This window comes from Acinetobacter defluvii (assembly GCF_001704615.3).
Taxonomy (GTDB): Bacteria; Pseudomonadota; Gammaproteobacteria; order Pseudomonadales; family Moraxellaceae; genus Acinetobacter; species Acinetobacter defluvii.
In genome coordinates, this window is sequence record NZ_CP029397.2 from 2601511 (window position 1) to 2627633 (window position 26123).

The window sequence follows — 26123 nt, forward strand, 5'->3', positions numbered from 1 at the left end:
TGGATTTTGAGCCAATTGCTCTGAGATTTTGATAAATAGAAAGGTTTTTTTAAATATATATTGGTTTTTAGATCAGCAATGCTATTTGTAGGCATTGCTCTCAACATCAAAGCTATACAACAATGTCTGTTTATTTCGATCAATACAAAATAAACAGAGTGGAGATATTCGCTAAAATTTAACTTAGAAAAAAGCGGAAACACCTTTAAAAATAAAGAACAAACCAATGGTTGTAAGTAAACATGCAAAACACTTTTTCAACATCGCAGGTGAAAGTGCATGCGCAACTTTTGCACCCAATTTTGCAGTGATAAAGCTCATAATACTGATGCCAATAAATGCATAAAGATGCACAAAACCAAGGGTATTTGGGACATTGATTTGCGCTTTCGCACCAAAAAACATAAAACCTAAAGCCCCTGCAATTGCAATCGGTAAACCACATGCTGCTGAAGTCCCAACAGCTTTTTGCATCACTACCCCATTTTTATTTAAATACGGTACAGTCAAACTACCACCACCAATCCCAAAAATCGCAGAAGCAATACCGATCCCTCCGCCTGCAAGCATTTGCATGGATGTAGAAGGAAGTTGTTTAGCTTCATCGACTTTAGCGTTTGCACCTTTAAACATTTTATAAGCCACCCAGATCGCAAATAGCCCAATGATCAATTGCAAGTTTGCACCTGACAAAATACCTGCAATACCAGCCCCTAAAAATGAACCTAACACCAAACCAGGTGCAAGATTTTTAACAACATTCCACAGTACTGCACCATTTTTATGATGTGCCATCAATGAGCTAATCGACGTTACGATAATGGTGGCAAGTGAAGTCCCTAAAGCAAGGTGCATAATCACCGCAGGGTCATAGCCCATTTGGGTAAAAACCACATATAGAATTGGTACAATAATTAAGCCACCACCCACACCAAATAGTCCAGCAGCGAAACCAGCGATTGCACCAATCCCTAGATATATGATTAACTCCATAAATATTCTTCCATTATCTTCTATTCAACATGGATTTAGAAACTCGCCATTTACGTCAGTTATTGACCAACGCACAACAGCTGCCTGAAATTTTGCTCTTAAAACATAGCACCACATCGACCAATGACGATGTTCGTGACATTGCTCAAAAAGGCATTAAAACGATATTAGTCTGTAGTGAAATACAAACTCAAGGTCGAGGACAGCATCAACGTGAATGGGTTTCTCCCATCGGCAATATTTATTTAAGCACATTGTTACAAACCCAAACAACAATAGATGGGCGTTTGGCTTTAGAAATTGCATTAAATATTTTACAAATGCCAAGCCTTAGAAACTTAAATAATTTACAAATCAAATGGCCTAACGACTTATATAGCACACAAGGCAAATGGGGCGGTATTTTGGTTGAACCAATTTCCCCAAATGAAGCCATTGTCGGTGTAGGAATTAACTTACTGCCTTTACCCCAAGAACAAATCGACCAACAAGCGACCTCAGTCGTACAACTGGGTGTGGAATTTCCTAATCGTATCCAAATGATCAGTGAGTTGTATCTTGCTATTCAACAGGCTGGACAATGGTTTGAACACGGTTGCTATAACCTTGCCTCACGTTTTAATCATTATGCTGCTTTCATGGACAAAAATGTTCATTTTGAACAGATTAAAGGCAATGTAGAAGGTATTTTTAAAGGCATTTGTGATGATGGTTCAGTTAACCTGCAAACCCCTCAAGGCTTACTTAATGTCTACCAAGGACGTTTACGTTTAGCGGAGCAAGATCAAGCATGAATAGGTTAAATGAAAAAAAATTATGGCTTGATATTGGCAATACCCGTTTAAAATATTGGGTCACAGAAGCAGATCATATTGTAGAACATGTGGCAGAGTTGCATTTACAATCTCCTGCTGATCTACTTTTAGGTTTAATTCAACACTTTAAAAATTTAGACATTGCCCGAGTCGGTATTTCTTCCGTACAAGATAAGAAAAATAACCAACGCATTGCGAAAATTTTAAAGTTACTTGATGTCCCTGTATCTTTTGCCAAAGTACATACTGAATATGCAGGGTTACAATGTGGTTATGATGATCCAACACAGCTCGGGATCGACCGTTGGCTGCAAGTTTTAGCAGTTGCCAATGCCGAAGATAATCTTTGTGTAATCAGTTGTGGTACAGCGCTAACTATTGATCTTACACATGGTAAGCAGCACTTGGGCGGCTATATCGTACCAAATCTTTACTTACAACGGGATTCACTGATTCAAAACACCAAAGGTATTAAAATTCCTGATGCTGCTTTTGAAGAACTCAGTCCAGGACGGAATACCATCGATGCTGTACATCATGGTATTTTTTTAGGTCTGCTCAGCACTATTCAGCATGTACTTAAACAATCTCCACGTAAACTCATTTTAACAGGGGGTGATGCGCCATTATTTGCCCAGTTTCTTGAAGAGTATGCGCCACATATCGAACCTGACCTACTGCTCAAAGGCTTACAAATTTATATTGAGCATCAGGCTTAATGCATTAAAACTTAAAGCTTAAATATAAAGCTCGAATTATTCTTAAACTCATAATCATATTAAGATAAGGAAATACAAGATGAATAAAATAAAACCATTCGTTATTGCCAGCTTGATGGGGCTAATGATGACAGGCTGTGCAAACTTACAAAGTACAACACAACATATTCCAAGTGAATTACAACAGCAACTCATAACCTCTCAGCCTATTATTGCTTATTTTACACCTGATGCAGGTGAAGAGGACTGTAGCTGTGATAGCAATGTAGGGCATGGCTACTCTGCTAGCCCCATTGAAAATGGTTACTATCGTAAGCTTTTAGGTCGTGACAAAAATGGACGTTTCTTAGTACAAGACTTTTACCAAAACAGTCATAACAAACAGACTGATCCATTTTGGATAATTGAACCGAAAGGTTTAAACAGTTTTGACGGACAATATACCGATGGCGATGTTGTTGGATATTATGAAAATGGCAAAGTTGAGTTTAAACTTACTTATCGAAATCATGTCGCTATAGGAAAATCTCAAAACTATTATCCAAATGGAAAAATTGCTTTAGAAACCGAGTTTGTAGATGAAAAAATAGTTTTACAAAAGCTCTGGTATGAAAATGGTAAAATTGCGGCTGATTTAAAATTGGATGCTCAACAAGATTTTCACATTATCGACAGTAAAGTTTGGGATCAAAATAATAATTTAATTTCAGACATTGAACAAAGTGATGAAATTATTCAAAAGATTTATAGTCAAATTTAATCGCTTGCTAGCAGATCTCGTTAACAAAACGGCTGAATGCAGCCGTTTTTTATTCTTTATTCTACGCTAGAGATCACAGGTTGATCTAAAAGTAATTCTAATTTGTTCCACAATTGAGGAAACTCAGTAAAGCCATCTTCTTGCATGAAATGTCCTGCATATTTCACCTCAACCAATTGTGCATGGATCGCTTGCCCCAAGCGAATACTCATTGGAGGAGCAACATAAGGATCATTGTTCGATATAAATACAAATCGTTTTTGAATAGCTGTTTGGATCACAAACTCATCTATTTTAGTATGTTGAATGAATCCATTGAGTTCAGGTAAAGAGGGCAAAGCATCTTTAAAAGGCGAAATTAAAAATATCGCTTTGATTTTTTTTCCCTTTAATGCTTGAGATAAGAAGTCCAATGTACTAATACAACCTAAACTATGTGCCACCACGATGCTATTTTCATCAAGGGGAGCGATTTGCATGTGTAAACATTCTTTCCACACCGCATAGTTTGGAACATCTGGATCTTCTAGATGGATAATTTCACAGGCAGCGCCTGCAGCTTCAATTTTTTGGGAAAGCCAAGGAAACCAATGCTTTTCTGGAGAGGCTTGATAGCCATGTATAACAAAAACAGTCTTCATTTTAAATAGTTCTTCTTATCAATTGCTTTAGCAAAACTAGCATAATGCAAGTTTAAATTTTTAAATGTAATTTTTTATATAAAAAGAGCGCTTAAAGCGCTCTTTTGGATATTTGATCAGAGTTATTTTTTTGGCTCGTTATTGCCAAATAAAGGTCCCATACCACCACCGCCACCGAATTGCTTTTGCAAACCACTCAATGAACGCATCATTTTTGCCATACCAGACGGATTAGCAAATTTCTTCATCATTTTCGCCATTTGTGCATGTTGTTTAATCAGTTTATTAACTTCTACCACATCCATACCACAACCCGCTGCGATACGTTTTTTACGGCTTGGGTTCATCAAATCTGGGTTACGGCGCTCTTTAATGGTCATCGACTGGATAATCGCTTCCATTTTTTTCACTTGTTTTTCAGGATTTGCTTGTGCAATCGCATCTTGAATCCCTGAATTGCTCATGCCAGGCAACTTGTCTAAGAAGCCCATCATGCCCCCCATTTTGTTCATTTGTTCAAACTGCATCAGCATATCTTCAAAGTTGAAGCTACCGCCTTTTTGCAATTTTTTCGCCATTTTTTCAGCTTTTTCTTTGTCGATCTTGCGTTCAACTTCTTCGACTAAAGAAAGTACGTCACCCATCCCCAAGATACGTTGTGCAACACGCTCGGGATGGAATGGCTCTAAGGCATCGAGTTTTTCACCCATACCTAAGAATTTGATCGGCTTACCTGTGATTGCACGTACAGAAAGTGCCGCACCACCACGCGCATCACCATCCGTTTTGGTGAGGATCACACCTGTTAGAGGCAAGGCATCATTAAACGCTTTGGCAGTATTTGCCGCATCCTGACCCGTCATGGCATCGACCACAAACAGCGTTTCAGTTGGGCTAATTGATGCATGTAAGGCTTTAATTTCGTCCATCATATCGTCATCGATATGTAAACGACCTGCGGTGTCCACAATCAAAACATCATTAAAGTTGATTTTGGCTTGCCCAATTGCACGTTGTGCAATCTTGATCGGATCTTCTGATGCTTCAGACTCAATAAAGTCTACACCCACCTCTGCTGCAACAGTTTGTAACTGTTTAATTGCCGCAGGACGATAAACGTCGGCAGAAACCATTGCTACTTTTTTCTTTTGACGTTCTTTTAAGAAACGTGCAAGTTTTGCTGCTGTCGTGGTTTTACCTGCACCTTGCAGACCTGCCAATAAAATCACAACTGGCGGTTTTGCTGCCAAATCAAGTGTTTCATTTGCCTCACCCATCATTTTGGTGAGTTCATCATAAACAATTTTAACGAAAGCTTGACCCGGTGAAAGCTGTGTCATTACTTCCTGACCCAATGCCTCTTCCTTAACTTTCGCGATAAACTCACGAGTTACAGGCAGAGCAACATCGGCCTCGAGTAGTGCCATACGCACTTCACGTAAAGTGTCTTTAATATTGTCTTCGGTCAGTTGTCCTGAGCCAGTAACATTTCTGAGACTCTGCGTGAGTCGTTCTGTTAAGGTATCAAACATTGCGAAATCCGCTTAAAATAGTTGTTGCAAAAAAACTTTCTGAAAATAGAACTTTTATGCATAAGATGCTATAGGATACTTGAGTTCATATCGAATTTATATCTTATCATATGAATATTTATCATCCCGAAAAAGGTTTGACATGATTAGCCTCCCCTTGGTCTACACTATTTTAGCATTAATTGCCTATACCACATCATTTTGGTATTTATTTATGCATCTAATGTCTAAACATGCGCCAAATCATTGGTTTATTGGCATGGTTCTAGGCTTAGGGCTGCTGTTACATGCTGCTGTACTTTATAACAACATGGTCACACCACAAGGTATTAATTATGATGTGTTTAACTTGATGTCATTTACATCAGGTTTAATGTTGTTACTGAGTGTATTATTTAGTACCTATCGACCAGTCATTGCCCTAAATTTATTAGGAATCCCTGTTGCTGCTTTGGGTCTAATTTTAGGCTTTGCTTTTAGTGTTCCTCGTCAGTTCATCGAGGTACATTCTCTGGGTTCAGACATTCATATTATTTTATCTTTGTCTGCATATGCAGTGTTGTTGATGGCAACGATTCAAGCCGTTTTAATGTGGCAACAAAATAGAGAGTTAAAGAAAAAACAAAAAACACGGATTTGGGTCAATCTATTACCTCCTTTTCAAGTGATGGAATCTTTGTTATTTGATATGTTAATGACAGGGTTTTCTTTACTCACGGTTGCCTTAGTTTTTGGTTTCTTTACTGTTGAGAATTTCTTTGCACAGCATTTAGCACATAAAACTGCTTTTAGTATTATTTCATGGTTTGTCTATGGTGCTTTATTAATAGGACGTTACAAATTTGGTTGGCGTGGTCAAAAAGCCATTCGTTTTACTATTATTGGCTTTTTCTTGTTAGCCGTTGGCTTTATTGGTTCAAAGTTTATTTTGGAAATGATTTTACATCGTTAAACCACCTACAAACAGACAAAGGAGACAGCTAACTCCCTCGCTTTTTTGCTCAAATACTTGCACTAAGTATCAGAAATAAAAATAAATTTCTATTTTATGACTTGCTTAAATATCCGATTAGCACTAATCTCTTAAAAAAAATAAGTGTATATATTTCACTCAAAAGGATTTCAGCATGAAAATACAAAAAACTATCGCTTTAGAAGAACCCAATGCAATGACACCTGAACGATGCCAACAATGTGATCAAATCTTTTTAATTAAAGATGCTGATCCAAACTACGATGGTGTAGTTTCTACGATTGATGATGATAGCTATTGCACATTTACATGTGTTACAGAGAGAAAATAGTCCGTTAATTTACAGCAAACATGTGAATGACAATAACAAGCTCACCTTGTGTAAAAGTGCTGATTGATTTTATCAATGGGTATCACATTTCATTTTAATCATAGCTTGATCATCTAATTGAATATTTTCAAGGTTTACGCTATGACTGTGAAATGACAAAGGCGATTGGCTTTGTTGAACAATCTGTTTCACCATCGCTAGATCTTCTTCAGCAAGCTCAGACAATTCATGTCGTTCAGATAATTTTCCTTTTCTTTCATCATTACCTTGATGAAAAACCAAGCCCTTTTTTTGAATAGTTGCCTGAAATTTTTGCTGTGCTAATTCATTTTTATTCATACGAATTTCTAAATAATTGATATTCGCTGGAATCTGATATTGGCGTATAAATGCAGGCTCACCTTCTGATTGTGCTTGATATAAAATAATGCTGTTGTTGGCTTTTTTAGTGAATAATTGATTCATCTTTGAGTATTCAACACAATTTACATTCTCATTGAATATCTTTTTTAGCTTTGGTTGATTTGGAGTCTGATTTACACCAATGTACAGCGAGCTTGGTAATTCAGCATCAAACTGAATGAGTAATTGATTTGCTTTAGGCTTTACTCTAGCATGAGTATATTCTTCAGATAAATCAGAAAGTTCCTGAATTATAATTTTAGGATATTTTTCACTCGCCCAATGAAACTGTATTTTATCTGCTTGAATGGTATAGTTTCCAGCCAAAGCAGTAGCATATCCAATCACTGCAAATTGTTGATTGGGTAATATATAAAGCGCTCCATCTTGTAGAGTATATTCACCTTCTAACTGTGGTTTTGCCGAAACAACTTGTGTGGAAAACATCAAAGCGAGCAACATTATTTTCAACTGATTCATTTTAATCACCCTATCTTTTTTAACTTTATATGTGAATGGATCGTGTTCAATATTTTCTCTTCTCAGATTTCACATTTTACACGCCTAGACAATTCCTATAAAACACCGTATAACGCTCCTGTTTAACTTACACGCTAGGATAACTCTTTGAAACTCGTTCTCGCTCCTATGGAAGGCTTAACTGACCCAATTATGCGTGATGTTTTGACATCGGTTGGTAGCTTTGATTGGTGTGTAACTGAGTTTATTCGTGTCACCGATTCGGTATTACCCGATCATATTTATCATACTTACTGCCCAGAGCTTAAACATAGCGGAAAAACGGCAGCAGGAACACCTGTGCATGTACAGTTTTTAGGCAATAATCCTGACATGCTCGCAGCCAATGCGGTTCGTGCAGTTGAGCTCGGTGCACCTGCGATTGATCTGAACTTTGGCTGCCCTGCCAAAACAGTCAATCGTCACCGTGGCGGTTCGGTACTTTTGGATGAACCAGAAGTTGTACATGAATTGGTGAAAGCAGTACGAGATGCTGTTCCGAGCCATATTCCTGTGTCTGCCAAAATGCGCTTAGGCTATCTGGATCGTAATTTTACAATGGAAAATGCGCATGCGATCGAAGATGCAGGTGCAGCATGGGTCACTGTACATGCACGTACCAAAGCTGATGGTTATACCCCACCTGCTTTTTGGGATTTGTTACATCCAATTCGTGAAAATTTAAAAATCAATGTGATCGCCAATGGTGAAATTTGGACCAATGCCGATGCCAAACAATGTCAAACTGAATCAGGCTGTGAAGACTTGATGATCGGGCGTGGTGCAGTGACCACGCCCGATTTAACCCAATGTATTCGCCAAAACATCGATACACCATTGATCACTTGGAATGAGCTGTTAGGCTTACAAGTTCGTTTCTTAAATGGCACATATAAAAAAGAAATGAATATGGTCGGTCGTTATAAACAATGGCTGGGCATGATGTCAAAACATTATCCTGAAGCCAAAGCTCTTTGGGATGAGGTAAAGCGTTTGAAAAAAATTGATGAAGTGGTTGAAAAGCTCAACCTCTCCAAAAGCTAATTTTATGTTTAGTTTTTGATTTAAAAAATTATTGTTTTAAACCTTTTACATCTGTAACCACAGTAGGCAATTGCCATGCTCCACCCGCAAAGCCTTTGCATTGCCCTGTGCTTGCATCAAAGGTTTTTATATAACGCTGTCCATCCCATGTCCATTCTGCTTGTGACCAACAATCACCTACACCTCGTCCTTTATGGTTTTCAAACAATTGATTATCGGCTTCATCACTAATAGCACTGCTGACAAATTGCTTCACTTCAGTCAGGTTCTTATTCATGACCCATGTTCCCCAACCAAAATTATAAGCACCTTTCCAACAGGCATTGGATACCGCTGTTAAGTTTTGGGTGAGCGGTGTAATCACTAAACGATCTGATTCAAAATAATCAGATTCACCAAATAAAATAGGACAATCTTCGCTGTTGGTGGTCTTTTTTAACACAGCAATAATTTTTTGTGCTTTCTCACTTTTAGGTAAAAGTTTAGTTTCTTTGCCTTTGATCAGATCTTTCGCAACAACGATCGGTTTAGCTTCGGCTTTTAAAATATTTTGATGGGAATTTTGTCCTTTTTTAATCAATGCAGAAGATGTTCCTAGACGCTTTTGAAACTCATCCATTTTCAATAAAACAGCACTCATGCCTTGCCCAGACAAAGTATATCGTTGTTTGCCTGCAACAAACTCAACCACTGCATCACGTTGAGCTGTGGCTAACAAGGCATTGAGTTGATTTGTGGTTAGATTGGACTGCGTACTATTTTTAACCCAACCATAAGATTTTCCATCTATTTTTAGTTCATATTTAGCACTGCTTTTTTGATTTTCTTCATTTTCACCAAACTGCACTTCTGCAACTACAGGCGTATTTGCACCTGCATTTCGGGTCAACAACACACTGACAGGATGTTCATAATTGTCATCTGTTTGATAACCTGCCACACGACAAGTACCTGTATTGTCACATGCAAGTTCCCAATCCTTATGTTCAAAGGACATACCCTGGATAGCTGCCGAACTTACGCCACCCAAAAGACTCAAGCATAGTCCTAAAATGATTTTTTGTTGTATCTGCAGGGTCATGACATTCTCCTATTTTTAAATTTAGAAGGCGCGGCTTTGTACCGTTCCATGAAAGCTTAAGCAATCCTCAATGCGTATTTTTTGTACCGTTGACAATTCATCTAGACTCAACCATCGGTATGCTGAATGTTCATCACTAAGTTGAATCTTCGCATTTTCAAGCAAACTACATTTAAAGATAAAAGCATGTGAATTTACACTTGCATGAAAATAAACACCCGATAGATATTCCACTTGAACATCACAGCCAATTTCTTCATGACACTCTCGAATCAATGCTTCATGAATCGTTTCGCCCACATCCAAACCACCACCTGGTAAACCCCATGCACAATCAGCATAATTTGCTTTAAGCATTAAAATTTGCTTCTGAGCATTACATATAACTGCATGTGAACTCATTCGATAAAAATCATGAAAGCCCATACTATTATTACCTTATCGAGCCAAATAGCATTTAGAAAATATTAATCGTGCAGCATAAGTAATTGAAATTGCGAAAACAGTATATCCAATTGCCGTTGAAAATAAAGGAATCGCTAATACAATCAATGACGTCAGTGGGTATAACCATTTTTTGATACCTTGTAAATGATGTGCCTCATGTAACATCCATAAAGAAGCCGTATAAACCACCACTGGAACAGCGATAAAATAGCCCATCATTTGTGTAGAAATTTCTGCGTGATGGGTTGCAACATCAATTGAAGCAGCTAGACTGGCACCAATCACTGCAATACTTATAAAAATAAAAAAATGTCCATATCCCCAAGTAAATGCACGTTTTCTACTGTCTAAACGCTCAGCAATTTCATGATCAAAATATGCCCACCACATGGTAAACATTAAAATCACGCCACCGATCATTAACAAGATAAGCGCTTGGTCAAAAGCTTGCTTCGTCAAAGCATCCGTAATTGCAGCATAACACGCCACAATTGACTCGCCTAAAACAATAATCGTTAATAACGAGTAACGCTCTGCAATATGATGAGGATGCCAAGGGGTCATTTGATGTGATTCAGCAAAAATAGGAACAGCCAGCTCAGCAATCACTAAAAATACAAAGATATAAATACTGAAAGCGACAGGACTAAAATGAAAAAGTAACCAGCCCATTTGCACAAGAATAATACCAAACGCATAGCGCAAAGCAGTAATCCTGCGCTCTGGGTCATTTTTAGCAACCCGAAACCATTGACTCACTAAGGCTAGACGCATAATCACATAGCCTATAATAATGACATCAAAATTATGCTGTTGAAATGCCAAAGGAATGCCTGCGGCTAAGACCAAAGACCCGATGATTTGTACCAAAGTCATCACACGATAAATAACATCGTCATTGTCATAGGCTGAGGCAAACCAGGTAAAGTTCATCCATGCCCACCACAAGGCAAAAAATACCATACTGTAAAATAACAAACCCGTTTGGATATGATTTTCAATCAAGGCATGATGTAACTGTTGCCCTGCAGTCGCTATAGCAACCACAAAGATCAAATCAAACAGTAACTCCAATGAAGTCGCAACACGATGTTTTTCACGTGGATTACGTGGCAACAACGGTTTAAGCCATTCATGTTTGGCAAAAAGTGGGTTTGGCATAGGTGTATTTTCTATCAGTTTATTTATATTTTATCCTGATTATTTGGCGTGTTCTGCTCTAAATGTTGAATATCATCCAGTTTTTCATCACGCTTTTTATCATGGCTTATTGTGTGCATCAGATCGTTGGCCAACGCATGTAATAAATCTAAATCACCTTCATCCAAAACTTTGGGTTGACGATCTAAAATACATAAACTCCCCAAAACGAAACCTTTTTTATTTCTTAAAGGTACGCCCGCATAGAAGCGAATATGATTGTTTTTAAGTTCCGCCACATTGCGAAAACGTGGATCTCGTTGAATATCTTCAATAATCAAGTCCTCGTTTTGATACACCACATGATTACAAATCGATTCATCGCGTGAAATATATTGTGCCGATAAAGCTTGTGTGCGATCTGTTAATGGACTTTCAGGAATAAAAACTTGTGCCTGATCTACCCACGAAATTTGGGCATAACCAACATCAAAGGCTTGTATAGTTTCATCGATATACTGTGTATATATCGGTATATTATTGATATTTAATACATCTAAGTCTTGCATCGCTGCCAAACGTTCGACCTCATCCTCATGCAGCAAAGCGCTGATCGCCTTTTCGCCTTTTGAAATGAAAAATGCTTCAACATTTAGTATCAATTGATTAACATCATTTACCAAAGCATCAATTTGAAAACGCTGCTGAATTTCGTCTTCAAGTTGCTCTACATCACAGTTCCATGTTGCAAAAATCACATAAAGATCAGGACGTTTTGCTCGAACTTTATTTAAAATTAAACGTATTTGTGCGATAGGATGAGCATGAAACAATGAAATACACAGCACTTCTATCTGCTCAGGCAGCTCATCCAAAAGATTGACCTGTGTTTGCAGAATGGCATCTAGCATATAGGTGGCAGGCATATCTTTAAGTGTTAAAGCATGTGCCAGCATAGCTGAACTATGCACATCTATTTCCCAACGTGCGCCTAAACATAAAATTTTGGCTACTTCAGCGTTAGGAGTAGAATATTTTATTTGAAAATCTCGGTTAAAACGCTTCAACCCTTGATTCATCCGTAGCCGATGTTCTGCTGTTGCTCGCTGATTGTGACTCTCTGAAAAAAGTTGGATCGCGGGTATAGCAACATCATCATAAAATGCGACCACTTTACGTGCGATCACATCTGCTGCCGCTTTACGTGGTAAATCCTGTTGTACCCGACAAACAGCATCTTCCATCGCAGCATCGGTATCATCAGCCACCAAACGTTGATAAAAACGCTCAGGTGGGCGCAGTGCAGGTTCATTCCCGATCAGTACTTTCACAAAGGCTAATGCAGGAATATAATTTGCAAGGACTAAAATACAAGCAGTTAATGGCGTTGATAAAATTAAACCTATTGGTCCCCAGATTGCTGTCCAAAATGTCGCAGCGACCATAATGGCTAAGGTAGATAATCCTGTACTTTCTCCATACAACCACGGTTCAATAATGTTATTGGTAATAAGCTCTAACAATAGCACCAATGCCATTGTCCACAGTACCATATTCCAACTCGGGTCTACTGCAAATGCCAAAATAATAGGAAATGCGGCTGAAATTAAAGGACCAACATAAGGAACAAAACGCATCACCACCGCAACCATTCCCCACATGATTGCAGCAGGTACGCCAATAAACCACAAACCAATCGCCATAGGTACGCCATAACTCAGGTTAACGATCAACTGCATTCGCAAATACTTACCAATTCGCTGCGCTGCTTCGTCTAAAGCGTCTGTACCTACATTTAGATTATTGCCGAACAGTTTCAACAGCCGATCATGTAAATCTTTACGGTCAATTAAAATCAGTATCGCAAAAACAAATACGATCCCTGCTGTGGTGATCGGACTAAGAATTTTATCCGCCCATACTTGTGCTGATTCAACAAATGTTTGCTCCTCTCCTACGACTTCGACTTGCTGCACATGCGGTTTGTCGACCTTTTGTTGAGGTGCTTGTTCAATGGAATGTTCAACCGTTTCAACAGTTCGAATGGCACCGTCCCACACACTAGGTCCTTGTGTATAGCGTTGCACTGACTGCAATTTTTGTTTGATCGTGGTTTGATACTGCGGCAACTCTTGACTTAAATCACTGAGTTGTAAAAATAGATAACTGGCTGCACCACCCAAAACAGCCAATGTACTCATCACCACCAAAATGATTGCAGCAATACGTGGCAAACCCCATTTACTCAGCCGATTTACCAATGGATTCAGTAAAAAACCAAATAAAATTGCCAATGCCAACGGAATCAGAATATCTTTTCCGACATATAAAGCAACGATTAAAATAGCAGCGATGACAAAACCTGCCATAATTTTTAACATTGAAGATATTTCAAGTAATTTCAACAACCGCGCTAAAATAATAGGAGCATACTCATCTGGAAGTTTTTGAATATCTTGTTGTTCCAAATGTAATGAGTTTTGTTGCGCCATTATTTTTTGCTGCAAATCACTGGTTTTTTCATTTTTCATCCGTGTTCTCACAATTCTTATATTTATATGACTATTCTTTAAGAAGTTATGAAATTTTACAAATATATTCCTGTAAACTTTTGATTCAGTTCAGTAAAAATTAAACTTATGACACAAAAGTTCATTAAAACCTTATGCCGTTCACGAGGCATTGTTTAAATATACGAGAATAATCACTTAACCACGAACAACAAATGACAACCATTAAACAACTAACTTTAGTTTTGCTTTTACTTGCAGATCAACAGCCTGTTTAGTCACGATATTTACAGGTATAGAAATATGTTGATGCAACACCATCCATTTTTTATTTTTCTTTTGTAAACAAAGCGTTGTGCGACACCACGGCATTTCTAACAAGGTATCGATCTGCTTATTTTCAATTTTGATATAAAAATATAAAAAAGCAAGATCACCTGAAACATGAACTTTTATGTTGCGTCGACGAATATAACTATTTTTAGTCAAGTAGGGACTGAGCCTTTCTAGTTCTGCTTTATATTGCATCAGCCCACTGAGCTGGGAACTCACATCAAAAAGACTAAAATCATCAGTATAACTCTGGATAATTTGATCAATATCATTATTTTTCAATGCATTATCCCATTTTTTTATTTGTTTTAGTATTTCATTCGCACTTGTTTGATCACCATCCACTTCTGCAATCACAGCAAAAGCTCACTTATATAAATTAATGTGATTTATTTTGCATTATAGAATAAAAATAACAAGATAAAACTTAAAAAATATACATTTATTTTTAATAATCCATTAGATGGTTTTAATTCTAAGTGTAATATATTTTAATAAAAAATAGATTTAATGCAGATCAATTACAGTTAACTTGTCAGTCAGCAAGATAAAATTAAAATATTTTAAGATTTTTCAATTTGATTGTACACAATGGTTTGAGTGATTGAATAAACTTGCCAATCGTAAAGCCCAATAACATACAAGAGATGGTAAATAGAACAGCGTTTTTTATTCACGATCTCTTGATGTTTCAAGCTATATTTAGAGATTAACTCATCTTTATCTTTATGCCTTTTTCACAAACTCAGATTTCAATTTCATTGTTCCCATCCCATCAATTTTACAATCAATGTCGTGACCATCGCTTGCATCAGGTAATAAACGAATATTTTTAACTTTAGTTCCAAGTTTCACAATGGATGAAGAGCCTTTGATCTTCAAATCTTTCACGACTGTTACAGTATCACCATCATTTAAAATATTGCCAAATGCATCTTTGATGATACTTTCTTCATCTTGATTTAAAGATTCTCCTTCTTTCCATTCATGTGAACATTCAGGGCAAATCAATAATTCACCATCTTCATAGGTATATTCAGAATTACATTTTGGGCAATTGGGTAAAGACATAACAACCTCAAAATAAAGGAAAAATAGTCTACACTATAGCCCATATATCCTATGAAGGATAGTTAATCCTTAATTTAACTATGGAATTAAAATTTACTTAAATTTTGCAAAACATCTTTGAGTACGATCACATGATTATGGTTTTGATTTTTTGCAGCAGTTAATAAGGTTACTGTTCCTTGTTGAGCTAACTGACGTAACTGCTCTAGTTGGGGCTTCACCTGCTCTAGTTCCAACAAATAACGTTGTTGAAACTCATCCCAATGGTGCTGTGGATCTTGGTGATACCATTTCCTTAAGGTATCAGAAGGGGTAACTTGTTTCGCCCATAAATCCAGTTGAGCTGCTTCTTTTTTAATTCCCCTAGGCCATAAACGATCTACCAACACTCTTTTACCATCTGTTTGCGCTATGGGATCATAAATCCGTTTCATTTGAATATTCATTTTATTTTCAATCTTTATACCAACATCAGGTCACTTTAGAGTTTCAGTAATGAATTCCAGCAACAGAAAAGTTTATTGATCAGGAATATTGGGATTTACCAGTAACGCTAAAAGCTGTAACGATTCTTGCCATCCGAGATAACATGCTTCTGTAGGAATAACTAGCGGAATTCCTGATTGTGTAATGGTGATTTCAGTGCCAACCATGACCGCTTTTAATTCTATTAACATTTCTATTTCACCTTGTAAACTTGGGTCATCGAATTGATCTGTATAACGAATACGCTGGTTTGGGATTAGTTCTTGATAAGTTCCGCCAAAAGAATGACATGTGCCTGTAGAGAAGTTCGTAAAAGACATTTTATATGTACCGCCTACACAAGCATCTAAATGCTGAACTTATGCAGTAAAGCCATGCGGTGCCATCCATTTTACCAATGCATTTGGATCTAAAAATGCTTTATAGACCCGTTCTGGTGGTGCACTAAAAACACGATGTAGTTGAATTGTATTGCTCACTTTTTAACTTCCTTGCTGTTATTTTTGTCAACTTAGTGTACTGCTATGTGCTTAATGGTGATGTATTTATTTGGTATGTGCAAACTTAAAAATTATGGCTTCAATAAAAAAAGCATACGTTTAAATATGCTTTTTATCATCGGCTTATATGGATTTTATTTTATTTCATTCAATTCTTGATCATCATAATATTCGTTATCGAACACATAAGTGGTGCATCCCCAACCATCATATTCACCTTCAAATTGGCTTGCAATTTTATCAAACCATTCTTCTAGATCAACAATATCTGTATATTCAGGAAGTAAATTCACATATACGGTAATGACCCACTCATTTGGATCAAGCTCTTCATCGAGGTACATTGAAATTTTTTGTTCTTCAAGCAATAAATATAAAGCACACTTTTCTGCAAGTGCTTGTGTTTTAAAATACATTGAAAATTCAAGCTCATGCACCTCACTCAAATCATCACCGTCTTCTTGCATTTGCCACAATAAATTGCCATTATCATTATCTGGAAATTGTTCAAAATCACGTGTCATTTTAATATCCTTGTTATGTTTGCCATACGGGTTCATTTTAGATTAACTGAATTTTGTTTCAATTTGGCGATTAAAGTTTTACTGAATATAAATAGATTGCAAATATGATTTTAAAAATTACAGCAGCAATTTTGAATGATCATTTCAATCACATCGTCTTGAAAAATGTCTTCGCTTTAATTGAGTTTTTCAAGAAATATAAACATAAGGTGAATTCATTTTAAGCCATTTATCCTAAACTCACCCTAGTTAGGGATTAATGCGCTGCCCCTGCTTCAACTACATTTTTCGGTTTAGGACACAACCAAATGATCAATCCAGCAAAAATAAATACCATCGCAAAAATTAAAAACACATGATTCACCGATAAAGTTAAAGCCTCTTTATTGACCAAATCCGAAATAATCCCTAAGGCTGTTTCTGAATTAAATCCTTTTTGCATCAGCACTTGTTGCGTGTCCGTAACATGCATTGTTGACACGATTTCACTTCGTGCAAGTTTGGCATGATCATCCCACAACGTAACTGCAATCGAAGCCCCGATTGCCCCTGCCATTGTTCTTAAAAAATTCATTAAACCTGCGGCAGAAGCCACTTCATTCGGTTGCACAGCACCTAAGGCAATATTTGATAAAGGAATAAAGAAAAATGGAACAGCAAAACCTTGAATAATCTGCGGCCAAGCCAATGCCATAAAGTCAGCATCTGTCACCCAAAAAGCACGCATCAAAGTCACGCCACCTAAGATCATTAAACCAAAACTCGACAATGCACGAGGATCATATTTAGTAGCTAACTTAGCGACAATAGGTGACATAGTCAGACTTCCGAAACCCATTGTGGCAGTGAGATAACCTGCCCATGAGGCGGTATAACCCAAATTCATTTGCAGCCATTGTGGAATTAACACAATACTGCCGAAGAAAGCAGCAAAAGCAAAGGCTAAAGAGAGTGTTGCGATGCTAAAACCACGATAACGGAAAATTTGGATATTCACGATAGGGTGCTTTTCGTAATATTCCCAAATCACAAAGGCAATAAAACCAATCACCATGATCACCGCCAAGGCACAGATAAAACTGCTATTAAACCAGTCTTTTTCATGACCAAAATCAAGCATCAACTGTAAAGCAGCAATCCATAACACCAAAAGCCCTAAGCCAATACTGTCTATTTTTAACTTTTCAACAGGCGTTTCCGCAGATTTCAGTAAAAGCATCACACCAAGTGCACACACGATGCCTACAGGAATATTGATAAAGAAAATCCAATGCCATGACATATTGTCACTGATGGTACCGCCTAAAATAGGACCTAAAATAGGACCTACCACAGTGGTCATTGCCCACATGCCCATCGCTTGTGAATGCTTTTCAGGTGGGAAAATACGCATCAGTAGCATTTGACTGAGTGGCATAATTGGACCACCAAATAAACCCTGCCCGATTCGGAAGATCACCAACATGGTTAAACTGGTGGACAAACCACATAAGATTGAAAAAATCGTAAATCCAATCAAACTGATACTAAAGACACGAACAGCACCAAAACGTCCCACCAACCACCCTGTTAATGGTACACAAATCGCTTCTGCAACAGCATAGGAAGTGATCACCCAAGTCCCTTGTGAACTTGAAACAGCAAGGCTTCCTGTAATATGTGGTACGGATACATTGGCAATGGTCATATCCAAGACCACCATAAAATTTGCCAACGAAAGAAATAAAGCAGCGAATAATAACTTTATGCCTTTCAGCTCACTTTGAAAAACTGTGCTATTCATAAGCGTTTACTTCGCTGTTGAGGTATCAACCTCGGCTTCCATGGACAAGCCCACACGCAATGGATGTTCTTGTAGTTGTTTTTTGTCCAATTGAATACGTACGGGTAAACGTTGCACCACTTTGATCCAGTTCCCTGTAGCATTTTGCGCTGGAATTAATGCAAATGCTGAACCTGTGCCCCCAGAAAAACCAACTACAGTGCCATGATATTTTACATCTTTGCCATATAGGTCTGAGGTTAACTCAACTTTTTGACCTACTTTGACATTTTTCAATTGGCTCTCTTTAAAATTAGCATCGACATACAGTTCAGACAGTGGAATTAATTTCATCAAAGACGCACCCGGTGCTACTCTTTGCCCCACTTGTACTGTTCTACGTGCAACCACCCCATCCAATGGCGCTTTAATTTCAGTGCGTTGTAAGTCTAGCAACGCTTGCTCAACTTTGGCTTGTGCCATCAAAACATCGGGAGTTGACTGCTGTGAAGCCCCTTTGATTAAGGCTTCATTGGCATCTAAATTACTTTGCGCGGCTTTACGCTTAGACTCTGCCTGTGCTACGCCTGCTTTGGCAACATCTAAACTAGCTTGTGCATTATTTAAAGCACTTTGCGACTTGGTAAATTCTTCTTTGGAAATCGCCCCTGAAGCACTTAACGCCTTACGACGTTCAAACTCTTGCTGTGCTTGTTGTAAAGCTACTTGCGCTTGTGCAACCTGTGCTTCGGCACTGCGAATATCATCATCACTGATCAAAATCTGCGAGTTTAATGCACTACTATTGGCTGAACTTTGCGTATATTGGCGTTGTGCTTTTGCTAACTCTGCTTGTGCCTGCGCCAATGCGATTTTGGCGTCACGATGATCAATGATTGCCAAAATGTCGCCTTTTTTCACCGTTTGTGTATCGCTGACTAAAACTTTTTCAACTTGCCCACTGACCATCGAGGTAATTTCGGCAGTTTCAGCACCCACATAGGCATTGTCAGTACTGACAGAACGATTAAAAAGAAAGTGCCAAAGCATATAAATAATCGCAACAATCACAATAATCACTGCAAAAATTTTTAATAACTTTTTACGTTTGGTTTGATTTTCTACATCTTTGAGGTCTGTTGACTCGTTGTGTGGTACAGAAGTTTGTTGGGCATCTGTCATCGCATTTCCTAGCTGATCGCAAGACTTGGTCAAGAACATTTGACGAATATTTGGCTTTTAATCTTAAAAAAAGCTTAAAAACAAATGAGCGCTGTGATGTTTTGATGAGAAAGTCGATTTTCTTAAAATTGTGACCGTGAATTTTACAGTTTTATAATCAGTATATGAGAATCAAAATGTAACTCATGCGTTTATTTTCTAAAAATGCTATGATTTTTTAAGTTTATACTTCTAAATCCATATAAAAAAGCCATTAAAATATACATTTAAATGGCTTTTTAAAATGCTATGCAATTAAAGTCATTATCAATATGCATAAGATGCAATCGCAGTTGCAATCGCTTTACCTTCATCATTGACCATGGTCATGCGCATGGTGCAACCTTTACGCCCTAAACGTAAAGTTTCCGCCTTCGCAATAAAATATTTACCACGACCTGGTGATAAATAATCGACACGCATATCCACTGTCGCTAAACGTGACACTTTTTTGAGGGTATCAGGCAGTTGATCAGGTTCTGCTCTTTTGTATAACTCTCCCATCGCCACGATTCCGCCAATACTATCGAGTAAAGTCGCAGCAACCCCACCATGTAAAATTTGAAATGCCACATTTCCAATTAGATAGGGTTGCATTTCGATATAACCTTCAATTTCATCATTTACAACACGCATTTGCATCGCATTATGAGAAAAATAAGGGGAGCTATTAAATGCTTTGGTGAGTTGGCTGAGTACTACATTTAGGTCTGCTTTACTACCTAAATGTAAATTTCCAGTCCATTTTTTTTGCGATTCAACTTTCGTTGAATCTGCTTGGGGAGAGTCAGTTGTCATAATCTAAAAAACCAATACAGAGAATTTTTTTCAGCTTTTTGCCAAAAAATACATGAAAGGGCTACAATAAGCCCTTAGTTTAATACTGAATATCGAGATTGTTATGACTTATACGTTCAATCGCCCTGCTTTTCCAGCCACTCGTATGCGCCGAATTCGTAAAAACGACAAGCTTCGTGCGATGGTGAGAGAAACGCAGCTCACAGCAGATCATCTCATTTATCCAGTATTTGTGCTCCCAGGTCAGAATCAGACCCAAGATGTGCCAAGCATGCCAAATGTACAACGATTATCTGCTGATTTATTGTTAAAAAAAGCAGAAACATTGTTGGAATTAGGCGTATCAAAATTGGCACTTTTTCCTGTAACACCGCAGGAAGATAAAAGTTTAACAGCAGAAGCGGCTTGGCATGAAGATGGTTTAGTACAAAATACCCTTCGTCTTTTGAAAAAAGAACTTCCAGAAATGGTGTTGATTACTGATGGTGCACTCGACCCTTATACCACACATGGTCAGGATGGTATCATCGATGACACAGGTTATGTGCTGAATGATGAAACTGTACAATGCTTAATTAAACAAGCATTGAGTCATGCCGAAGCGGGTGCTGATGTGGTTGCACCCAGTGACATGATGGATGGACGCATTGGGGCAATTCGCCAAGCTTTAGAAAGTAATGGCTTTATCTATACCAATATCATGGCGTACTCAGCAAAATATGCTTCCAGCTTCTATGGACCATTCCGTGATGCCGTCGGTTCCTCTTCAAACCTCAAAGGTGGTAATAAATACAACTACCAAATGGATGTCGGTAACCGTGCCGAAGCACTTCATGAAATTGCGTTGGATATTCAAGAAGGTGCAGATATGGTGATCGTGAAACCAGGTATGCCTTATCTTGATGTAGTACGTGAAGTCAAAGATACCTTTGGCGTGCCAACATTTGTCTATCAAGTGAGTGGTGAATATGCCATGTTAGCTGCGGCAATCCAAAATGGCTGGTTATCTGACAGTGTGATTATGGAATCTTTAATGTGCTTCCGCCGTGCAGGTGCAGATGGGATTTGGACATACTATGCAGAAGAAGCAGCACGTAAGTTGAAAGAGATGAAGTAAATAATCCTTTATTTATCTTTTAAATTGTAATCAATATTTGATTCGCGGTAGGTGGCATGGATGCCACCGTTGGGTGGAGGTTTCAGGGATAAACCTCCCACCCAACAAAAGATTTTTGTTACTTTTCATCTCTGAAAAGTAAAAATCGCCTACGCAAAGACATCTGACTTCAAATAAGTATTTGTGGCAATGTTGCGTTTATAGTTTTTATAAATTGATCCTTTTCAAATTCAAGTCCAACTTGAAAAGTGGTACTTATTTTCATGCACATCGCGATCATCGGCGCTGGCGTCAGCGGCTTACTCACTGCCCTTGAACTCATTGAACAAGGTTGCACAGTCACTATATTTGACCAACAACAAGCAGGACACGCTGCTTCATGGGCAGGTGGTGGCATACTTTCACCGATGTACCCTTGGCGCTATCCTCGTGAAGTCAACCACTTGGCACAGTATGGCAAATGCATGTATCAAGAGTGGAATGCAAAACTACAGCCCGAAACAGGGATAGATTTTGAAATCCATGAAACAGGGATGTTGATTTTTGATGAAACTGATTTTGAAATTGGGCTCAATTATAAAGACCAATACCAAGAGCCCATGCAGCATTGTGAATACTTAGAACGAGAAGCTCTCGAACAAGTCAATTCACATGTTTCTGAACAATTTCAACACGCAATTTATTTTCCGCAACTCGCTAATGTCCGTAATCCTCGTTTGCTCAAATCTTTAATCACGTATTTAAAGCAACATCCAAAGGTTGAAGTGATTGAAAACACATGGATTGAAAAGTTTAATTTTCATAATCATCACATCCAGTCGATTCAAACTTCAAATACGAAACATTATCAAGCTGATCAATTTGTGATTACCACTGGTGCTTGGTCAAACTGCTGGTCTGAACAACTGCACTTGTCGATCCCTGTCGAGCCTGTACAAGGGCAAATGTTACTGTTTAAAACGCCTGAAAAATGGTTACCAACCATGTGTATGAACAAAGTGATGTATTTGATTCCACGTCTAGATGGTCATGTAGTCTGTGGTTCAAGTATGGATCATTTAGGTTTTGATCAACGTCCAAGTGTACAAACACAGCAAAACATTTATAAAGCTTGTGTGGAAATGATTCCTGAACTCGCCAATTTCCCAATTGTGAAACAGTGGGCAGGCTTACGCCCAAGTTCACCCACAGGGATTCCTTATATTGGGCAAATGCCAGAGATTGAAAACCTATGGGCAAACTTTGGACATTATCGCAATGGCTTATGTATGGGACCTGCATCAGCACAATTACTGCGCCAACTTATGTTAAAACAACAAACTTTGGTGGAGGCAACTGCCTATTCGCCACAGCGTTTAAAATCTAATTTGTCGAATGTTGTATGATTTGTCTTAATGCACTTTGCAAGTCTGTATATTGAAAATCAAACCCCTCAGCAAGCAACGCTTTAGGCTGAACATATTGTCCATTTAACACCAATTGGGCTTGTTCACCCATGAGCATACGCATCACAATACTGGGTAAAGGCAGAAATGGTTTTCGCTTTAGAATTTTAGCTGCAACACGTACAAATTGCATTTGGTCAATATGATCAGGTGCGACCACGTTATAAACTGTGTGTGTAGACTGACTTTGAAATAAAAATAAAATGGCTTGAATGACATCATCTACATGTACCCAAGTCATTGGTTGACGACCTGAACCTATTCTCCCAATCAGCCCTATTTTGATGGGCAATAACATTTGCGGCAGAATCCCACCACCCTGCCCGAACACCACACCTAAGCGCATAATTTTAGTATTCTGCTCGGTATGTCGTAATGCTTCAGCTTCCCATTGTTGGCACATTTCAGACATAAAAATTGCTTGAGGTACTGAACTTTCATCGCAATCATTTAACCATTTCTGTTGTGGATCAATACCATAATAACCAATTGCAGAACCTGAAACGATGCATTGTGGACGCAAATCATATTGCGATAATGCTTGATAAAGCTGTTGCGTGGTACGTACTCGGCTTTGGATTAATTTTTGTTTACGGACATCTGTCCAGCGCCCCTCCCCAATACTCTCCCCTGCCAAATTCACCACAAAATCTAACTGTAACTGTGCAAGTGCAGTAAAATCCTGAATCCACTGTAACCGTGCATGCTTAGAAGTTCTTTTTTGACGAGAATAAGCGATCACATTTACTTGATGTGCAAGCAAATATTCAATGAAATGTGTACCAATAAAACCACTAGCACCTGTCACCAATATATTTTTATTTTTTAAATCGCTCAGCATCGCAGAAATACTCAAGTGTTTTCTTTACTCTATTCAAGCACATTCTATAATGCTTTCAAAGCCTCGCTCAAAATCCTAAAGAAGTTTTAATTTTCAAACATTTTTGCAGCCATACGCTGTGCTTGCTTCCCATAAAACCAGTACGTGATCAGAAACAGTGGAATCGCTAACATCAGCAACATAATCAGCGATAACATTAAAAATTGTGGATTTTGCATATACAGCAAAAAATTATTCCAAACTTCTGCATCACTACGTGCAAAGATCATGACACCGACCAGGACACCAATAAAATTATATGTCCAAAAAATTAGACTAAATCCAATAGAAAACTTTTTTTGCTCTGCTTTGCTTGGGGCACGTTTTTGTTGTTTTAAAAATAAATGCAAAACAATAAGCATCGAAATTAGATAGGGTAATGCAGTAAATATGCCTGCAATTTGACTTGGCAACAATGCAACCAAAACGCCCACCACCATTGTCAACACCAAACAAAGCATAAAAAACCATAAAAAATATTTACTTAGTGATGTCATAACGGCATTTCCACAACTTAAAAACACATTATAGGAAAAATTTTTAATTTTTTTTAATTTTCTTGTCAACCAAATCAAAACAATTGGCGTTATATAAGTATAAGGTTGCAGCAACCGCGAATAATTTGCACAGGCATCCGCAGATTTGACTCGGTAACCTTTTACCTCCCATGAGACCTATAAACTCATGCTTCTACAATTTGATTTTGATTTGGAACAGCAGCCCAAATCAAATTGAGCGAAGTATCTTAGCCGACGATTTCATCATCACTCGAATCGTCGGTTTATTTTTTCTATACCCAAATTTTATTATAAGCAATCTATCCAAATATTTTGCAAAAATTGTTAAACAATCAGATCCTGTACGCTAATATTTTTTATCCAAGCTTAACGATGAGAACGAATAAAACGCTGACGGATTTTTATATTTAACGGTGTAGAATAATATTTTTCAATCGCCCAACTTAAAATAAACACCAAAATAAAATATACAGGCAACAGCATTAGCTTTTCAACAGGTAAGGTTTCTTTAGGGAAATAAATGACTTTAAATAATCCTAAAATAATCAAGTGAAACAAATACATTTCATAACTGCGTTGTCCAATCCATACCATGCTCTTGGACAGAATAGAATGTACTTGCGCTTGTGGCGTTTGAGCAAAGCAAGCAATTAAAATAGCCGAAAGCAATGCAAAAATACTTATACTCCATGTACTCACCACTTTAATCGGGGCATACAGATACAATGCAATCATCAGTACTGAAACGATCACGATTATAAAATTTTTATTTGGCAATATCCCTTTGAAATTCTGTACAAAAAGTGCAGTTAAACACCCTATAGCGATACCATCAAAACTAGAAAAATAGTGATAAAGATATGCTCCACTTTCTTCAGCAAAATGTAATGAACGGAAATAAGGTGCATACGCAATAACTGCAAATAGCAGCAAAATAAAACCTTTTTGACTACGTCCTAAAAGCAAACATAGTAAAGGGAAAGCTAGATAGAAAACTTCTTCAACCGACAATGACCACAACACACCCAGTGCATAATTTACCCAGCCATTTTCAATGATCAGCATATTCATCCAAAAGGTAAATGCAGAAAATACGGTTAAAGCATAAGACACTTCAATATCGTTAGGCGCTTGATTGATAAATGGTTTTAAACCAAAGCTTCCCAGTAACGTAACCATCGCCACGAGTAATACTAAACACGGCATAATCCGAGCGATACGGCGAATATAAAAGTTTTTAAGATCAATTTCTGCCAAAGATGAATGACGTTGCAGCGTATGTTGAGTGATTAAAAAACCTGAAATCACAAAAAACATGGTCACCCCATAATTGCCATTTCGAGCAATCAAGGTACTCAAACTTTCACCAAAAATCTGTACACCTAGAAAACTATCATGCAATTTATAAGGAATATTAAAGTGATGAATCAACACCAATAAAATGGAAATTCCACGTAAGATATCTATTTTATAATTTCTCAAAATTTATACTCATTTTTGATTTAGATCATCCTATGAAAGCGTCTGTAAATAACACCAATTTGACATTGACACTTCGTCA

26 protein-coding genes and 1 pseudogene are annotated in these 26123 nt (G+C 37.7%); 8 read left to right on the forward strand and 19 right to left on the reverse strand.

The window, feature by feature from the left end; all coding sequences use genetic code 11:
- Positions 1-183: 183 nt before the first annotated feature.
- Entirely contained in the window at positions 184-993 is an 810-nt protein-coding gene (locus DJ533_RS14885) for a sulfite exporter TauE/SafE family protein (RefSeq protein WP_065994178.1), read from the reverse strand.
- Between the two features lie 29 nt (positions 994-1022).
- On the opposite strand from DJ533_RS14885, the gene DJ533_RS14890 reads away from it, so the two are divergent.
- The 3 genes from DJ533_RS14890 to DJ533_RS14900 all read left to right on the forward strand — a co-directional run bounded on the left by DJ533_RS14890 (position 1023) and on the right by DJ533_RS14900 (position 3287).
- Positions 1023-1787 (forward strand): biotin--[acetyl-CoA-carboxylase] ligase, encoded by a 765-nt coding sequence (locus DJ533_RS14890; protein ID WP_065994179.1) that lies wholly within the window; start codon positions 1023-1025, stop codon positions 1785-1787.
- Positions 1784-2527: a type III pantothenate kinase gene (locus DJ533_RS14895; protein WP_065994180.1), complete on the forward strand. Its 744-nt coding sequence runs from the start codon at positions 1784-1786 to the stop codon at positions 2525-2527. Before DJ533_RS14890 ends, DJ533_RS14895 begins: the two co-directional genes overlap by 4 nt.
- 79 nt (positions 2528-2606) lie before the next feature.
- Positions 2607-3287 (forward strand): toxin-antitoxin system YwqK family antitoxin, encoded by a 681-nt coding sequence (locus tag DJ533_RS14900; RefSeq protein WP_065994181.1) that lies wholly within the window; start codon positions 2607-2609, stop codon positions 3285-3287.
- A gap of 56 nt (positions 3288-3343) precedes the next feature.
- Here the strand turns inward: DJ533_RS14900 and DJ533_RS14905 are convergent, their stop codons facing one another.
- Positions 3344-3928: an RBBP9/YdeN family alpha/beta hydrolase gene (locus DJ533_RS14905; protein ID WP_065994182.1), complete on the reverse strand. Its 585-nt coding sequence runs from the start codon at positions 3926-3928 to the stop codon at positions 3344-3346.
- 122 nt (positions 3929-4050) lie between these two features.
- Positions 4051-5460 carry a signal recognition particle protein gene (gene ffh / locus DJ533_RS14910; protein WP_065994183.1) on the reverse strand — a complete coding sequence of 470 codons (1410 nt, stop codon included), beginning with the start codon at positions 5458-5460 and terminating at the stop codon, positions 4051-4053.
- A gap of 142 nt (positions 5461-5602) precedes the next feature.
- Here ffh and DJ533_RS14915 point away from each other — a divergent pair, with 142 nt between their 5' ends.
- Positions 5603-6412 (forward strand): cytochrome C assembly family protein, encoded by an 810-nt coding sequence (locus DJ533_RS14915; RefSeq protein ID WP_065994184.1) that lies wholly within the window; start codon positions 5603-5605, stop codon positions 6410-6412.
- 175 nt (positions 6413-6587) lie between these two features.
- Positions 6588-6764 carry a hypothetical protein gene (locus tag DJ533_RS18730; RefSeq protein WP_171488571.1) on the forward strand — a complete coding sequence of 59 codons (177 nt, stop codon included), beginning with the start codon at positions 6588-6590 and terminating at the stop codon, positions 6762-6764.
- A gap of 72 nt (positions 6765-6836) precedes the next feature.
- Here DJ533_RS18730 and DJ533_RS14920 read toward each other — a convergent pair whose 3' ends face one another.
- Entirely contained in the window at positions 6837-7646 is an 810-nt protein-coding gene (locus DJ533_RS14920; RefSeq protein ID WP_065994185.1) for a hypothetical protein, read from the reverse strand.
- Positions 7647-7793: 147 nt separating this feature from the next.
- Here DJ533_RS14920 and DJ533_RS14925 point away from each other — a divergent pair, with 147 nt between their 5' ends.
- On the forward strand, positions 7794-8729 hold the full coding sequence (locus DJ533_RS14925) for a tRNA dihydrouridine synthase (RefSeq protein ID WP_215900541.1): 936 nt from the start codon (positions 7794-7796) through the stop codon (positions 8727-8729).
- A gap of 28 nt (positions 8730-8757) precedes the next feature.
- Here the strand turns inward: DJ533_RS14925 and DJ533_RS14930 are convergent, their stop codons facing one another.
- The 12 genes and pseudogenes from DJ533_RS14930 to DJ533_RS14985 all read right to left on the reverse strand — a co-directional run bounded on the left by DJ533_RS14930 (position 8758) and on the right by DJ533_RS14985 (position 20602).
- Positions 8758-9810: a DUF1176 domain-containing protein gene (locus DJ533_RS14930; RefSeq protein ID WP_065994187.1), complete on the reverse strand. Its 1053-nt coding sequence runs from the start codon at positions 9808-9810 to the stop codon at positions 8758-8760.
- Between the two features lie 21 nt (positions 9811-9831).
- Entirely contained in the window at positions 9832-10236 is a 405-nt protein-coding gene (locus DJ533_RS14935) for an NUDIX hydrolase (protein ID WP_065994188.1), read from the reverse strand.
- Positions 10237-10248: 12 nt separating this feature from the next.
- Positions 10249-11418, reverse strand: coding sequence for a low temperature requirement protein A (locus DJ533_RS14940; RefSeq protein ID WP_065994189.1), 1170 nt, complete (start codon positions 11416-11418; stop codon positions 10249-10251).
- A gap of 23 nt (positions 11419-11441) precedes the next feature.
- Positions 11442-13928, reverse strand: a complete 2487-nt coding sequence (locus DJ533_RS14945; protein WP_228716487.1) for an AI-2E family transporter — start codon at positions 13926-13928, stop codon at positions 11442-11444.
- A 204-nt stretch (positions 13929-14132) separates the two neighbouring features.
- Complete coding sequence (locus DJ533_RS14950; protein ID WP_065994190.1) at positions 14133-14597, reverse strand: YybH family protein; 465 nt, start codon at positions 14595-14597, stop codon at positions 14133-14135.
- Between the two features lie 369 nt (positions 14598-14966).
- Positions 14967-15311: a zinc ribbon domain-containing protein YjdM gene (locus DJ533_RS14955; RefSeq protein ID WP_065994191.1), complete on the reverse strand. Its 345-nt coding sequence runs from the start codon at positions 15309-15311 to the stop codon at positions 14967-14969.
- 86 nt (positions 15312-15397) lie between these two features.
- Positions 15398-15757: a DUF488 domain-containing protein gene (locus DJ533_RS14960; protein ID WP_065994192.1), complete on the reverse strand. Its 360-nt coding sequence runs from the start codon at positions 15755-15757 to the stop codon at positions 15398-15400.
- Between the two features lie 72 nt (positions 15758-15829).
- A pseudogene (locus DJ533_RS14965) lies at positions 15830-16276 on the reverse strand (SRPBCC family protein).
- Between the two features lie 155 nt (positions 16277-16431).
- The gene (locus DJ533_RS14970; RefSeq protein WP_065994193.1) at positions 16432-16821 is read right to left on the reverse strand and encodes a ribonuclease E inhibitor RraB; all 390 of its coding nucleotides are present in this window, start codon (positions 16819-16821) and stop codon (positions 16432-16434) included.
- Positions 16822-17077: 256 nt separating this feature from the next.
- Positions 17078-18604 (reverse strand): DHA2 family efflux MFS transporter permease subunit, encoded by a 1527-nt coding sequence (locus DJ533_RS14975; RefSeq protein WP_065994194.1) that lies wholly within the window; start codon positions 18602-18604, stop codon positions 17078-17080.
- Positions 18605-18610: 6 nt separating this feature from the next.
- On the reverse strand, positions 18611-19765 hold the full coding sequence (locus tag DJ533_RS14980; RefSeq protein ID WP_065994195.1) for an HlyD family secretion protein: 1155 nt from the start codon (positions 19763-19765) through the stop codon (positions 18611-18613).
- Positions 19766-20071: 306 nt separating this feature from the next.
- On the reverse strand, positions 20072-20602 hold the full coding sequence (locus DJ533_RS14985; protein ID WP_065994196.1) for a thioesterase family protein: 531 nt from the start codon (positions 20600-20602) through the stop codon (positions 20072-20074).
- A 103-nt stretch (positions 20603-20705) separates the two neighbouring features.
- Here DJ533_RS14985 and hemB point away from each other — a divergent pair, with 103 nt between their 5' ends.
- On the forward strand, positions 20706-21719 hold the full coding sequence (hemB, locus tag DJ533_RS14990) for a porphobilinogen synthase (protein WP_065994197.1): 1014 nt from the start codon (positions 20706-20708) through the stop codon (positions 21717-21719).
- A 263-nt stretch (positions 21720-21982) separates the two neighbouring features.
- Positions 21983-23104 carry a glycine oxidase ThiO gene (gene thiO / locus DJ533_RS14995; RefSeq protein WP_065994198.1) on the forward strand — a complete coding sequence of 374 codons (1122 nt, stop codon included), beginning with the start codon at positions 21983-21985 and terminating at the stop codon, positions 23102-23104.
- On the opposite strand, the gene DJ533_RS15000 is transcribed toward thiO, so the two are convergent.
- The 3 genes from DJ533_RS15000 to DJ533_RS15010 all read right to left on the reverse strand — a co-directional run bounded on the left by DJ533_RS15000 (position 23082) and on the right by DJ533_RS15010 (position 26044).
- Positions 23082-24005, reverse strand: a complete 924-nt coding sequence (locus DJ533_RS15000) for a TIGR01777 family oxidoreductase (protein WP_065994199.1) — start codon at positions 24003-24005, stop codon at positions 23082-23084. The genes thiO and DJ533_RS15000 overlap by 23 nt on opposite strands.
- An 86-nt stretch (positions 24006-24091) precedes the next feature.
- Positions 24092-24541, reverse strand: coding sequence for an ABZJ_00895 family protein (locus DJ533_RS15005; RefSeq protein ID WP_065994200.1), 450 nt, complete (start codon positions 24539-24541; stop codon positions 24092-24094).
- Positions 24542-24928: 387 nt separating this feature from the next.
- Positions 24929-26044, reverse strand: a complete 1116-nt coding sequence (locus tag DJ533_RS15010; RefSeq protein ID WP_065994201.1) for an acyltransferase family protein — start codon at positions 26042-26044, stop codon at positions 24929-24931.
- Positions 26045-26123 lie beyond the last annotated feature (79 nt).